Consider the following 12,351-nt stretch of genomic DNA (forward strand, 5'->3'; position numbering starts at 1 on the left):
CCTAAATCAATTGTCGGCAATCAACTAGTTTGCCGCCGCCATGCGTCGATGCGCGCCAGCGCCGCCTCGATGTTGTCGAGTGAAAAAGGTTTCTGCAACCAGAAAGTGCCCGGCGGCAATTCGCTGCTGGCGCCGTAGCCGCTGGCAAACAGCACCGCGTCAATACCGTGCGCCCGCGCCCGCTCGGCCAGGTCGTAGCCGGACATGCCGGGCAGGCCGATGTCGGTGAGCAGCACGTCGAAGCTGCGTTGCGCCAGCAGCGCCAGCGCCTCCTCGCCCGAGCCGGCCGCCGTTACCTGGTAGCCCAGGGCGGCGAGCACGTCGATCGTCAACTCGCGCATGTCGGTGTTGTCTTCCACCATCAGGATCGACAGCGCCGCCGCCGCTGCGGCCACCGCTGCGGCCGGCGCCGCCGCCGCCAGCGCCAGCTGGTGGTCGCGGTTGGCGAACAGGTGGCGGATCTTGCGCGCCAGGTCGCCGCGGCTGTAGGGTTTGCTGAGCAGCGCAATGCCACTTTCGAGCCGGCCGCCATGGACAATGCCGTTTTCCGTGTAGCCGGATGTAAACAGCACTTCCAGCGCCGGCTGCGCCAGCTTCGCCCGGCGCGCCAGGTCCGGGCCGCGCAAGGCGCCGGGCATGACGACATCGGTAAACAACAGGTCGACCGGCAGGCCGCTGTCGATGATGGCCAGCGCGCGCTCGGCGTCGGGCGCTTCCAGCACGCGGTAGCCAAGGTCGGCCAGCAGGGCCACGACGATGGCGCGCACCTGCGCGTCGTCCTCGACCACGAGGATGGTTTCATTGCCGCCGACCGCGTCGCGCGGCGCCGGCACCGCCTCGACGTAGGGCGCCGCCAGCGAACGCGGCAGGTAAATGCGCACGCTGGTGCCGACCCCGACCTCGCTGTCGATCTGCAGGTGGCCGCCGCTCTGGGTGACGAAGCCGTACACCATCGACAGGCCGAGCCCGGTGCCGTGGCCTTCCGGCTTGGTGGTGAAGAACGGCTCGACGGCGTTCTGCAGCACCTCTTCGCTCATGCCGCTGCCGCGGTCGGACACCGCCAGCATCACGTACTGGCCGGCAACAGCGCCCGGCTGAAGGCGCGCGTCATCCTCGGCCAGCTCGGCGTTGGCGGCCTCGATGGTCAGCTTGCCGGCGCCGTCCATCGCGTCGCGCCCGTTGATGACCAGGTTCAGCAGCGAGTTTTCCAGCTGGTTCGGGTCGATCAGCGTATTCCACAGGTCGGCGGCGATGATCGTTTCGAGCTCGACCTGTTCGCCCGTCGAGCGCAGCAGCATGTCGCCCAGTTCGGCGATCAGCACGCCCGGATTGATGACCACCGGCTCGAGCGGCTGCTTGCGGGCAAACGCCAGCAGTTGCGAGGCGAGCTTGGCGCCGCGCTCGACGCCGGCGATGGCACCGTCGAGGCGGGCGTGGCCGCCGGCGCCGCCGACGAACGGGCGCAGCAGTTGCAGGTTGCCGCCGATCACCTGCAGTACGTTGTTGAAATCGTGGGCGACGCCACCGGTCAGCTTGCCCACCGCCTCCAGCTTTTGCGACTGGCGCAGCGCGCTGTGGGCCGCTTCGAGCGCGGCGCCGCGCTCGGCCACGCGCAGTTCAAGCGTGTCGTTCATGCGCTGCAACGCCTCGTTGGCATCGTACTGGTCCTGGATGTCGGTGTTGATGCCGACCCACAGGCTGCCGCCGGCGTTGTCGCTGCCGCTGTCATCCGGCACCGGCAGGCCGCGCGCATGGAACCAGCGATAGGCGCCGTCGGCGCGGCGCAGCCGGAAGTTGCTGCGGTAAGGCTCGCCGCCGGCGAGCGCCGCCGACCAGTCGCGCAGCGCCGCCGGCAAGTCGTCCGGGTGCACGATGCTGCCCCAGCCGTCGCCGGCCAGCTGGCCAAATCCCAGGCCTGAGTAATCGAACACGCGGTCGTTGAACCAGTTCAGCTTGCCGTCGGCGCCGGCCGTCCACATCTGGTCCGGCATTGCCTGGGCCAGGGTGCGAAAGCGCTGCTCGCTGGCGCGCAGCGCCTTGTCGGCGGCAACGCGCGCCGTGATTTCGAGAAACAGCACCGAAAACAGCTGCGGGCTCTGGCGCCGCGCGCGCGCCTCGTAGCAGCGTCCCAGCGCCGGAATGTCGACTTCGAAATCGTTCGGCTCGCCCGTTTCCACCACCCGCGCGTAGGTGTCGATCAGCGACTGCTGCAGTCCGGGAATGGCTTCGCGCGCAGTGCGCCCGATGGTGGCCGCGGGGTCGAGCCCGGTCTGGCGGCCGAACGCCGGATTGCACTCCAGGAAGCGGAAATCGACCATCTTGCCGGCGTGGTCACGCACTGCCTGGCCGACGAAAAAGGCCTCCTGCATGTTTTCGAACAGTCCGCGCCAGCGCGATTCGCTGCGGTGCAGCGAGGTCTTTTCGATGACCTGCTGGGTCGTTTCGGCGCACACGCACAAGGCGCCGCCGACGTCGCCGTTCTCATCGCGCAACGGCGAGTACGAAAACATGAACCAGGCCTGCTCCGGAAAGCCATTGCGCTCGAGCGTGATCGGCAGGTTGTCGAAGAAGCTCGCCTCGCCGGCATACGTGCTGGCCACGATCGGACCGATTTCCGGCCACACTTCGGGCCACACGACGGAAATCGGCCGGCCCAGCGCATCGCCGTGGCGTGCGCCCAGCACCGGAACATAGCTGTCGTTGTACAGCAGCGCGCGCTCAGCCCCCCACAGCACGAACATCGGGAACTTCGAACTGAGGATCATGCCGACCATCGACGCGAGGGTCGGCGGCCAGTGGGCCGGATGGCCGATCGGCGAGCGCGACCAGTCGTGGGCGCGCATCGCCGCCCCCATGTCGCCGCCGCCGTCGAGGAAGCGGGGAGCGCTTGCGTGATTTGTCATTGTGCTCGTCTGGCCGGCGGCGGGTTGAGTGAAGGGAGTTTGTTGCTATTCTCTACGAATAAGCCGCAATACGCCAACACCTTCGCCGCCGCCGCGTGGCGCCTAGCGCTGGCCGAACTTGGCGATACCGGGCTCGGCGCCCAGTTCCGGCTGGCCTTCCAGGTGGGTGACCTTGGCGTTGGCGCCGCTTTCGATCGAGCGCACCATGTCGAGGATGGTCTTGTTGACCCATTCTTCCGGCGTGCCGACCATCTTGAAGGCGATATCGCGCGTCACCTGCTGCAGTCCGCCCTCCACCTTCTGGAATACCGCATAGGTGTCGAGGTGGAAGCCCTTCTGGTAGCGGTACAGGCAGCCGTACAAGGTCAGGTTGCTGGAGCCGGAGATGGTGCGTTGCGCGCGGGCGGTCCAGACGGCGCCTTCGCAGTTGGCCGTTTTCATGCCGACGCCGCCGTTTTGCATCGCCGCCATCTGCATCATCGCGCCGATGCCGGTGCCGGCCATCTTCGCGCCCATGTCGACCAGCGTGAAGCGGCCCGGCGTGGCCGGCACCGCCACGCCCATCTGCAGCGGCGTCTTGGTGTCGACGGCATTCGAATTCTGACCCAGTCCATCGGCGGCGGCCTTCGCCACGGTGGCGGTGCCGGCGGTCGTGCGGATATCGAAGATGTGATACATCTCGACCGTGGAAGTCTTGTTGGCCAGGTAGGTGTTGGTGCTGCCGCAAGCGGCCAGCAGGGCCAGCATCGGGACGAGGACGAGGATATTCTTTTTCATTTTGCAGCTCCGTGTAGTTGGCGTTGATCGCTTCGTTGCGACTCAGGACCAAGTGTAGGGAGCTACCCGTTTGCCATCCACAACCTTGCGATGAGGCAAGTATTTATCGCGATGAATGCCGGTTTCCGTAGCATTCGCGCCTGAGCGCCCCTGACGTTCAGCAGCCGTCCGGCTTCCATTCCCACTGGCCGGAAAACGGGTTGTGGCAGTACGGCGCCTGGAACTGCACGGTGCAGCCGTTTTCGAACGTACGGCTGCAGGCGCCGTTGTTGCAGCGCGTCGACGAGCGCACTGCCCTGCCCGCCGGCGGGCTGCACTGCTTCGCCGGCGCGGCACGTTTGATCGCCGGCTGGCCGCCGCCGACGCTATCGGTCCACGTCAGGATATCGGTTGCTTGGCAGTCCGCGATGTCGGCGGCGACGCACTGGCGATAGGCGTCGTCCCGCGCCGCTTGCGCAGTGGCGCGACCGTTCGCCCAGGCGCAATCACCTTTGCCGCAGACCAGCGCGCCAAAGCCAAGCAAGGTGTAGCGGCCGCCGATGACGCATTTGGCTCGCGTGCCAGCTTTTTTTGCCAGGCCGCGGCAGTTTTTTAGCGCCAAAGCATCAGCGCTTGCCTGGTTCGGCTGGTTCCACGAGACGTAGATGGTTTGCGGCACCTGGCCTTTGGCGAATGCAACGGCAGTGGCGGCATGGGCGCCGGAGGCAAACAACAGAGCGACGAGCAGCAGGTAGAAACGCTTCATGAATAATCCTTTTTGTATGATTGATTGGACGTGACGGTGCAATCCGTCACCGGGTGGCGACGGCGTTCATTCGATATTCGGGATTTACATCTGCCGGAACGCGGCCTGGAAACCGACGCTGACGGCCAGCTTGATGCCGCTGTCCTTCAGGCGGATTTCCATGTGGCCGTCGTCGCGATAGATCGATTCGATCCGGCGCAGATTGACGATGGCGCCGCGGCTAACCTGCAGGAAGTCGTCCGGATTGAGCTCGTCGACCAGTTCCTTGATCGGCCGGCGGATCAGCGCTTCGCTGTGGCCAGTGACGACCCGGGTGTATTTCGCATCCGACTGGAAGTAATGCACCTCGTCAATCGTAATCAGGCGCAGCGAGGCGCCGACCGATGCCTGGATCCAGCGCAGGTATTTGCGTTCCGGCCTGGCGGCGATCATCTCGAATACCGCCTCCGGCACCGCCTTGCGATCGCTGACGGCGCGCGCCTGCAATCGGCCGATCGTCGTCAGCAGCCTGCCGCGCTGCAGCGGCTTGACCAGGTAATCGACCGCGCCCAGTTCGAACGCTTCGAGCGCGTGCTCGTTGTAAGCGGTCAGGAACACCACGGTGGTGGTATCGCGCACCGCCTTGGCCACTTCCAGGCCATTTAACTGCGGCATATTAATGTCGAGGAAAACCATATCCGGCTTTTGCGCCTGGATTGCGCGCAGCGTGCTGACGCCGTCGCCGGTCTCGGCCAGGATCTTCAGTTCCGGCCACAGCGCCGCCAGTGCTTCGCGCAATTCCTCGCGCAATAGCGGCTCGTCTTCGGCCAGGATGGCCGTCATGATGTTCATTGTTTTCCTTCGTAAGGCACAGTCACACTGGCGATAAAGCCGCCGTCGGCCTGGGCGCCGACTTCGAGCCAGGCGCGGTTGCCGTGCATCGCTTCGAGTCGCTGGCGGATATTACTGAGGCCCACGCCGGTGCCGCCAACGCTGGAGAAACCGGCGCCGTTATCGGCCACCGATACGCGCAGATGCTCGCCGTCGCGCTCGCAGCTGATGGTCAGCTTGCCGTGGGTTTTATCGTGCAGGCCATGCTTGATCGAGTTTTCGACCAGCGAGATCAGCATCGCCGGCGGGAAATGGTGGTGCGTCAGCGCGTCGGGCACGATAAAGCCGTACGACAGCCGCTCGCCCATGCGGATTTTCATGATCGCCAGGTAGTGCAGGATCAGGTCCATCTCCTTGCCGACAGTCGACGCGTCCGAGCGCAGTTCTTCGAGCGTGCTGCGCAAATAGACGATCAGGTGATCCATCATTTCTTCGCCCGATTCCACGCTGGAGCGGTACAGGTGGCGCACGTTCGCCAGCGTGTTGAACAGGAAGTGAGGCTCGATCTGCGCCTGCAGGATCCGCAATTGCGATTCGACCGCCTGGGCGCGCAGCGTGTTTTGCCGCGTCATCGCGTTCGACAAAATCAATTCGCTCGACATGCGCTGGAAAACCTGCGTCTGCATGAAATTCATCAGCATCTGCACATCGACCGGATTGGCGAACAATTCGAGCTTATGGGAGCCACCGCGTAATTCGAAATCGATCTGCAAATCGGTACCGCCGTTCGGCGCCTGCAGCGGGATCAGTTTCATCCGCACCGACGAATTACTCCACGTCAGGGTAAATGCGGTGCGTCCGTCCGCTTGCAGCGCGGCCATGCGGACGTTCGCCTCGACCAGCATCCGGTGAAAACGGGGCGCCCCCTGGTGGCCAAGCCGGTCGATGTGGCGCAGCAGCGACTCGGTCACCACGGCCGGCGCGGCCGGGAAAGCGATCACCCGGTGGTTGAAGCCCGCCTCCGCCAGCGCTGCAATCTTCGCTCCGGCGCGACGGAAGAAATGAAACCGCGCCCACGCCAGGCAGATCGACGCCACCAGCGCGACTTTTGCCAGCACGCCGGCCAGCGCCAGCACGTGCGGCAGCGCCATGCGGGGCCACAGCGGATCGGCTGGATCGAGCTTGGCGCCGACTACGCCAGCCAGTGCCATTGCACAAGCAATCATCGCTGCAAACGCAAAAAACTGGATCAACGCCTGCGCCTGCATGCGCAGGCCAAGCAGCAACACCTTGCCGCGGTCCGCGCCGGCCTGGCCGTGCGCGAGCCAGCACAGGTACATCGCGTACAGCAGCGCCGACGACGCCGGCCACTGCCAGGTCAGGTGCGCTTGCGTAGCGGTGGCAAAGCCGATTGTGGCCGGCAGTGCGATCAGCGTCAGCAGTGCCAGATCGGCCGCCGACGTATCGCCGGCGCCAGTGTTGATTTTCATTGCGTGCTCCGTTGTTGTTCACGTGCGGCTAGTTTGCCCAGCTGCAGCTGCGGCCGCAGCAAGCGTGCGACGAATGCGGGGAGAACGCGGATAACGTCGGGAATTCGGGGAATTGGCGGGAGCGCATCGGAGCGCGTGGTGTGCATGCGGCATTATTGCTTACCAGAACTATCCGTGCAAGGTCCATGCCACATGCTGCAGATATCGAAAAAGGCGAATGACGACTTACAGCCGAACTATCCTTCGAACGGCACCATCACGCTCGACGTGAAGCCGCCTTCGGCCAGCGCCCCGACCTCCAGCCATGCGCGGCTGCCGTACATCGCTTCGAGCCGCTGTCGTATGTTACTCAATCCGACGCCGGTGCCTTCGACACTGGAAAACCCGGCGCCATTATCAGCAACCGTCACGCGCAGATGCTGCCCCTCGCGCTCGCAGCTGATCGTCAGCTTGCCGTTCGCCCTGTCATGCAAGCCGTGCATGATCGAATTTTCGACCAGCGAAATGAGCATCGCCGGCGGAAAAGCGTGCTGCGACAGCGCGTCCGGAATAATGAAGCCATACGACAGCCGATCGCCCATCCGGATCTTCATGATCGCCAGGTAATGCAGGATCAGGTCCATCTCCTTGCCGACCGTGGACGCGTCCGAGCGCAGGTCTTCCAGCGTGCTGCGCAAATAGACGATCAGGTGGTCCATCATCTCTTCGCCGGCGTCGACGCTGGAGCGATACAGGTGGCGCACGTTGGCCAGCGTATTGAATAGAAAGTGCGGCTCGATCTGCGCCTGCAAGATGCGCAGCTGCGATTCGATGGCCTGATGGCGCAGTTCGTCCTGCCGCGTCACCGCGGTCGACAGCGCGAACTCGCTGATCAAAGGCTGGAACAGGTGCGTCTGCAGATAGGTATGAATCGATTGCACTTCGAGCGGGTTGGCAAACAGGTCGGTGCGGTAGTGCCCTCCCCGCAATTCGCAGGTCACGCGCAGTTCGACGTCCGCCGGCCCCAGGGCGACGACACCGATCCGAACCCGCACCGGGCACATGGTCCATTGCAGCGTGTAGAACTGGTGGCCATCGAGGTCGTGCGACGTGACGCTGGCATGCGCATCGTAGAACGAGCGCCGATAGCGCGTCGTCGCTTCGTGCGTCAGGCGCTCGAGATAGCGCACCAGCGCTTTGGTGGCGACCTCGCGGGAAGCCGGCAGCGGCACCACTTTCCGGTAATAGCTGCCGTCCGCCACCGCACTCAGATTCAGGCGCTTTTGCCCGAAGGTGTAGATACGCGACCAGGACAGTCCGATCGAAATCGCCGCAATCGACTTGGCCATTCCGAATACGAGCAAGGCGAAATTGTCGCCCTCCGCAAGCGCATTTCCCATGGCCCGGATCGAGCCGCCGGACATCGCATCGACGACAGCGGCCAGCAACAGGACATACCCCAGGATGGTGGCAACCTGGATGGCGGCCTGCGCCTGCACCCGCAATGCAAAGGCCACGCCGTTTTTCCATGATCCCGTCGCCGAAAAACGGTTCGACGCCCACCACAGATAGGCCGCCTGAAAGACTGCGCCCGCCGTCAGCCACTGCCACGTCGGAATCCGGCCGAACGCCACGCAGAACGCGATGCCGGTGGCGATACCGACCGGCACCATCACAATCAGGTCGTTTGCCTTCACTGTGTCACTCGTGCTCAATTTCATTCCGAACTCCGCATTTGATGGATCTTCTTATTTTGCCGCACGGAGTTTGCGTTGGCAGGCTTGATGCGATGGATGAAGGTGGAAGGGCGACGAGTGAGCGAAAAAAGGGAATTCGCCCACGGCGATCATGAGCCGAACGCCTGGCGATCGGCGCCATGCGCCCGGCAGATGACGGGATTGTCAGGGTCGCGACTCCATTCGCACCAGCCGCCGTCATAAACGCCGATGCGTTCCCAGTTCATCAGCCAGGCATAGAAGAACGCCAGCGACGCGCGCCACCCGGTGCCGCAATAGAACACCGTGTGCTGTTCCGGGTGAATGCCGGCTGCGCCCCACATGCGCCGGATCTCGGCCGCCGCTTTCATCCGGCCGCCGTGATGGAATTCGGTCATGCTGTTGACATCGTCGTCATCGCCGCTGCGGCCCCAGCGGGCGCCGGCAATATCGCCCTTCGCGTCGATGTAGCTGTAGCCGGACGTATTGCCGACAAATTCATTCCAGGTGCGCGTGCTGACCAGCGCGCCGTCGGCCTGGCGCAGCAGGCTGCGCGCCTGCGGCATATCGAACAAATATTCGGGATGCACCGGCACCATCGCGCCGAAGTCGGCCGCCGGCTCGTATCGATGCGCGCGCCCCGCCCTGAGCGGCAGGCCGGCATTGGTCCAGGCATCGAAGCCGCCGTCGAGCAGGCGCACATCGGCCACGCCCGCATACAGCATCAGGTGCGCCGCGCGTGCAGCCGCCAGCCGATTGCGCCCGTACAGGACGACGGTGGTGTCGTGGCGAATGCCGTGTTCCAGCAACAGGCGCCCGAGCGCCGCGTCAGACACCTTGTTCCACAGCGGGCCATGCTCGAAGCGCGCGGTATCGATATAGCCGGCGCCGGCGATATGCCCGCGCGCGAACGCATCGGATGCACTGAAGCCGATTTCGAACAGGCGCCATTCATTCGCCGGCGCGGCAACCAGCGGCACGCCGGCGACCAGCCCCGCGACCCAGGCAGGCGTGACGAGTTGCTGCCATCGATGCAGGTCGCGGCGAAATCCAAACGGAGCGTAGGCGGTGGCGGTATTCAAAAAAGAGCGAAGGCGGTGGAAACCGCAGGATTATACGGTGTCCGCCACGCCGGCTATATTGTCGGGACCATGGCAGCCGACGCCGCCGGCCTTGTCCTGCGGCTCAGTAAAGCGACGCCGATCGCGCCGAGCACCATCAGCGCAACCGCGACCAATTCGGCCTGTGTCGCCTGCACGCCGCCAAAGTCGAGCACCGGATTAACGCGGATCTGTTCGATCAACAGCCGCTCCAGGCCGGTCAGCACCAGGTACACCGAAAACAGCCAGCCTGTCTTGAACGGATGCTTGCGGATTGCCCACAGCAGCGCGAAACAGGCCAACGCCATCAGCGTTTCATAGATCGGCGTGGGATACACGCCCGGCGCGGCGATCACTTCGCCGAAGATATTATTGGTGTAGGTTTGCGCCCAAAACCACGTCGGCAGCCAATCCGGCTTCAAGGCCATGTTGGCTGTCGTTCCCCAATCGCCGTCGCCCGCCACCTGGCAGCCAATGCGGCCGATGGCGTAACCGAGCATCAGGGCCGGGGCGATCGCATCCATGACCGCGCGCACCGGCAAATGCCATCGCCTCACGAAGATGATGCCGGCAACAGCACCGAATATCAGGCCGCCAAACACGCTCAGTCCCGAGCGGCTGAAGATCATTGCCCAGGGATCGGCCGCAAAGCTGTCCATATGCTCGAGAATATGGAAGACGCGGGCGCCGACGACGCCGGCGATCATGACGGTGACGGTGAAGTTCGGTACGATGTCCTGCGGCGCCATTTCGAGCCAAGCTGCCGCACCATCCTTGCCGGTTACCGGCCTCTTGACATTACCGAGCTGTCCACCGGCATGCATGCGTGCCAATTCCCGGCTGAGGAATGCGGACGCGGCGAGCATCGCAAACGCCACAAACAAGCCGAACATCGCGATCGGCAGCGGCAGATCGTAGCCAGTGAGAGCCTTGACTACATCACTCAAATACGGAAACGACATGAACTCGCTCTCATGTTGGTAGGGAGCGGATAAAAACCCGGGGCGCTGAATTGACGGCCGAATTTATCATGAATTCGCCCTGGCTCAGCGAATATCCTCCGGCGCCAACGGGGCATACAATATGCACATGGCTGAAACTATCCCGCATTATGTCGTGATCACCGTTGGCTCGACTGGCGACATTCATCCGTTCATGCGGCTCGCCAGTGCCATGCGCGCGCTCGGCCGCCAGGTCACCTTCATCTCGCACAGTTATCACGCCAGGCTGGTCGAAAGCGCCGGGATCTCCTTTATTGGCCTGGGAACGGACGACGACTACCTGCGCCTGCTGGCCAATCCGGACTTGTGGCATCCGCGCAAGGCATTCGGCGCCATCATGGCGCAGTACCGCGAGGGCATCGAGCAGTTCGACGCCGCGATCCGGTCGATTCCCGCGCATCCCCACTTGATCGCTATCGCCCACCCATTCGCCATACCGGCCGCCGCGATCGCGCGCGAGCGCGGTGTCGTCAAGTCGATCGCCGCCATTTACCTGGCGCCGTCGAACATCAAGTCGGTCCACGATCCGCTGACGCTCGGTCCCATGACGGTGCCGGCCTGGATGCCGATGAGCGTCAGGCGCGCCTTGTGGCGCTTCATCGAAAAAGGCTGGATCGATCCCGTCGCGGTTGCGCAGATCAATGCGGCGCGCCAGCCGCTGGGATTGGCGAAGGTCGATTCGCTGCTGGGGCACCTGGCGCAAGCGCCCGATGTATCGGTCACGCTGTTTCCCGCCTGGTTTGCCGCCGCCGCACCGGACTGGCCCACGCCGCTGATCGCCGGCCACTTCCCGCTGTTCGACGCCGCCGGCGACGATGGATTTTCCGGCGAGTTGTCGGCGTTTCTCGGCGGCGGCGAAAAACCGGTCGTGTTCACGCCGGGCACAGCCAACATCCACGCCGCAAAATTCTTTGCCACTGCGCTGACCGCTGTCGAAAAGCTCGGGCGTCGCGCAATTTTCCTCACCCGCGAGCGCGCGCAAGTGCCGGCCGAGCTTCCTGCGTCGGTGCTGTGGCAGCCTTACGTGGCGCTATCGGCGCTGCTCCCGCGCGCCGCGGCGATGGTGCATCACGGCGGCATCGGTACAACGGCGGAGGCGCTTCGCGCGGGCATTCCGCAACTGGTCACGCCGTTTGCCTGGGATCAGTTCGACAATGGCTCGCGCATCGCCGGGCTTGGCGTCGGCATGGTCATGCAAGCGCAACGCCTAAGGCCGGGCAGACTGGCGCGCGCGCTGCAGACGTTGCTGACATCCGAACGTATTCATCTGCGGTGCCAGCGGATTGCGGCGCAGTTCTCCGCGCCGGGCGATGCGCTGGCGCTGTGTCGAGAAATCGAACACACCATTACGCGGGAGTGACGGACGAGAAAAAGCTCCCATTCGGGAGCAATTTCAGGCGTATACAATCTCCACCACCGGACCGGCCGGCCGGAATCAGAAGACGTACTTAAAGACGTTATAGGCGGCGACCAGCACGGCCACACCCATGATCGCAGCGAGTGCCGGATGAACGACCAGGCGCATGCGCCGCTTGCTATATACACGACGACCCTTGATCCACACCTTTGCCTCCGCTTCCGCGCGAAGAAAGGCCACTTTCATCGCATCCAATTGAGTGTTCTCGTAATCGGTTGCGGGAAAGTCGATCTTTCCCGTTTCCTTGCCATCGTCAAACAGATGCAGATTCCACCCACGTCCGGGAGCCTTGGCGTCTGGGCGAATGTCGTACGTGTAATTCATTTTGCTTCCTCTTTGGATTTCTTGTCGAAAGGATAGCAACTCGAAAACAGCCGATCTGTGCGGCGGCTAACATAACGTTTCGACAATGTG

At 63.9% G+C, this 12,351-nt stretch carries 10 protein-coding genes; 1 reads left to right on the forward strand and 9 read right to left on the reverse strand.

What is annotated here, in order from left to right:
- Positions 1-20 precede the first annotated feature (20 nt).
- The 8 genes from CR105_RS16785 to CR105_RS16820 form a co-directional block, all read right to left on the reverse strand.
- The gene (locus CR105_RS16785) at positions 21-2,903 is read right to left on the reverse strand and encodes a hybrid sensor histidine kinase/response regulator (protein WP_099790214.1); all 2,883 of its coding nucleotides are present in this window, start codon (positions 2,901-2,903) and stop codon (positions 21-23) included.
- Between the two features lie 102 nt (positions 2,904-3,005).
- Positions 3,006-3,680 (reverse strand): hypothetical protein, encoded by a 675-nt coding sequence (locus CR105_RS16790; RefSeq protein ID WP_218968711.1) that lies wholly within the window; start codon positions 3,678-3,680, stop codon positions 3,006-3,008.
- Positions 3,681-3,837: 157 nt separating this feature from the next.
- Positions 3,838-4,425 (reverse strand): DUF4189 domain-containing protein, encoded by a 588-nt coding sequence (locus CR105_RS16795; protein ID WP_099790216.1) that lies wholly within the window; start codon positions 4,423-4,425, stop codon positions 3,838-3,840.
- Positions 4,426-4,509: 84 nt separating this feature from the next.
- A complete protein-coding gene (locus tag CR105_RS16800) occupies positions 4,510-5,256 on the reverse strand; it encodes a LytR/AlgR family response regulator transcription factor (protein ID WP_218968712.1) in 747 nt (248 codons plus the stop codon).
- A complete protein-coding gene (locus tag CR105_RS16805; protein ID WP_099790218.1) occupies positions 5,253-6,725 on the reverse strand; it encodes a sensor histidine kinase in 1,473 nt (490 codons plus the stop codon). The genes CR105_RS16800 and CR105_RS16805 overlap by 4 nt, the downstream gene beginning before the upstream one ends.
- Before the next feature lie 236 nt (positions 6,726-6,961).
- Positions 6,962-8,425, reverse strand: coding sequence for a sensor histidine kinase (locus tag CR105_RS16810; protein ID WP_099790220.1), 1,464 nt, complete (start codon positions 8,423-8,425; stop codon positions 6,962-6,964).
- A 125-nt stretch (positions 8,426-8,550) separates the two neighbouring features.
- Complete coding sequence (locus CR105_RS16815) at positions 8,551-9,501, reverse strand: sulfurtransferase (RefSeq protein WP_099790222.1); 951 nt, start codon at positions 9,499-9,501, stop codon at positions 8,551-8,553.
- Between the two features lie 53 nt (positions 9,502-9,554).
- Positions 9,555-10,481, reverse strand: coding sequence for a prolipoprotein diacylglyceryl transferase (locus CR105_RS16820; protein WP_099790224.1), 927 nt, complete (start codon positions 10,479-10,481; stop codon positions 9,555-9,557).
- A 127-nt stretch (positions 10,482-10,608) separates the two neighbouring features.
- Here CR105_RS16820 and CR105_RS16825 point away from each other — a divergent pair, with 127 nt between their 5' ends.
- Positions 10,609-11,880: a nucleotide disphospho-sugar-binding domain-containing protein gene (locus CR105_RS16825; protein ID WP_180288223.1), complete on the forward strand. Its 1,272-nt coding sequence runs from the start codon at positions 10,609-10,611 to the stop codon at positions 11,878-11,880.
- Between the two features lie 75 nt (positions 11,881-11,955).
- On the opposite strand, the gene CR105_RS16830 is transcribed toward CR105_RS16825, so the two are convergent.
- On the reverse strand, positions 11,956-12,261 hold the full coding sequence (locus tag CR105_RS16830) for a hypothetical protein (protein ID WP_099790228.1): 306 nt from the start codon (positions 12,259-12,261) through the stop codon (positions 11,956-11,958).
- Positions 12,262-12,351 lie beyond the last annotated feature (90 nt).

Origin of the sequence: Massilia eurypsychrophila (assembly GCF_002760655.1) — a bacterium.
Lineage (GTDB): Bacteria > Pseudomonadota > Gammaproteobacteria > Burkholderiales > Burkholderiaceae_D > JAFCUW01.

Excerpts from the sequence above, each read along its gene's own strand:
- CR105_RS16810 (WP_099790220.1), bottom strand. The coding sequence starts at position 8,425 with ATGAAATTGAGCACGAGTGACACAGTGAAGGCAAACGACCTGATTGTG.
- CR105_RS16785 (WP_099790214.1), bottom strand. The coding sequence starts at position 2,903 with ATGACAAATCACGCAAGCGCTCCCCGCTTCCTCGACGGCGGCGGCGAC.
- CR105_RS16805 (WP_099790218.1), bottom strand. The coding sequence starts at position 6,725 with ATGAAAATCAACACTGGCGCCGGCGATACGTCGGCGGCCGATCTGGCA.
- CR105_RS16795 (WP_099790216.1), bottom strand. The coding sequence starts at position 4,425 with ATGAAGCGTTTCTACCTGCTGCTCGTCGCTCTGTTGTTTGCCTCCGGC.
- CR105_RS16830 (WP_099790228.1), bottom strand. The coding sequence starts at position 12,261 with ATGAATTACACGTACGACATTCGCCCAGACGCCAAGGCTCCCGGACGT.
- CR105_RS16790 (WP_218968711.1), bottom strand. The coding sequence starts at position 3,680 with ATGAAAAAGAATATCCTCGTCCTCGTCCCGATGCTGGCCCTGCTGGCC.
- CR105_RS16820 (WP_099790224.1), bottom strand. The coding sequence starts at position 10,481 with ATGTCGTTTCCGTATTTGAGTGATGTAGTCAAGGCTCTCACTGGCTAC.
- CR105_RS16825 (WP_180288223.1), top strand. The coding sequence starts at position 10,609 with ATGGCTGAAACTATCCCGCATTATGTCGTGATCACCGTTGGCTCGACT.
- CR105_RS16800 (WP_218968712.1), bottom strand. The coding sequence starts at position 5,256 with ATGAACATCATGACGGCCATCCTGGCCGAAGACGAGCCGCTATTGCGC.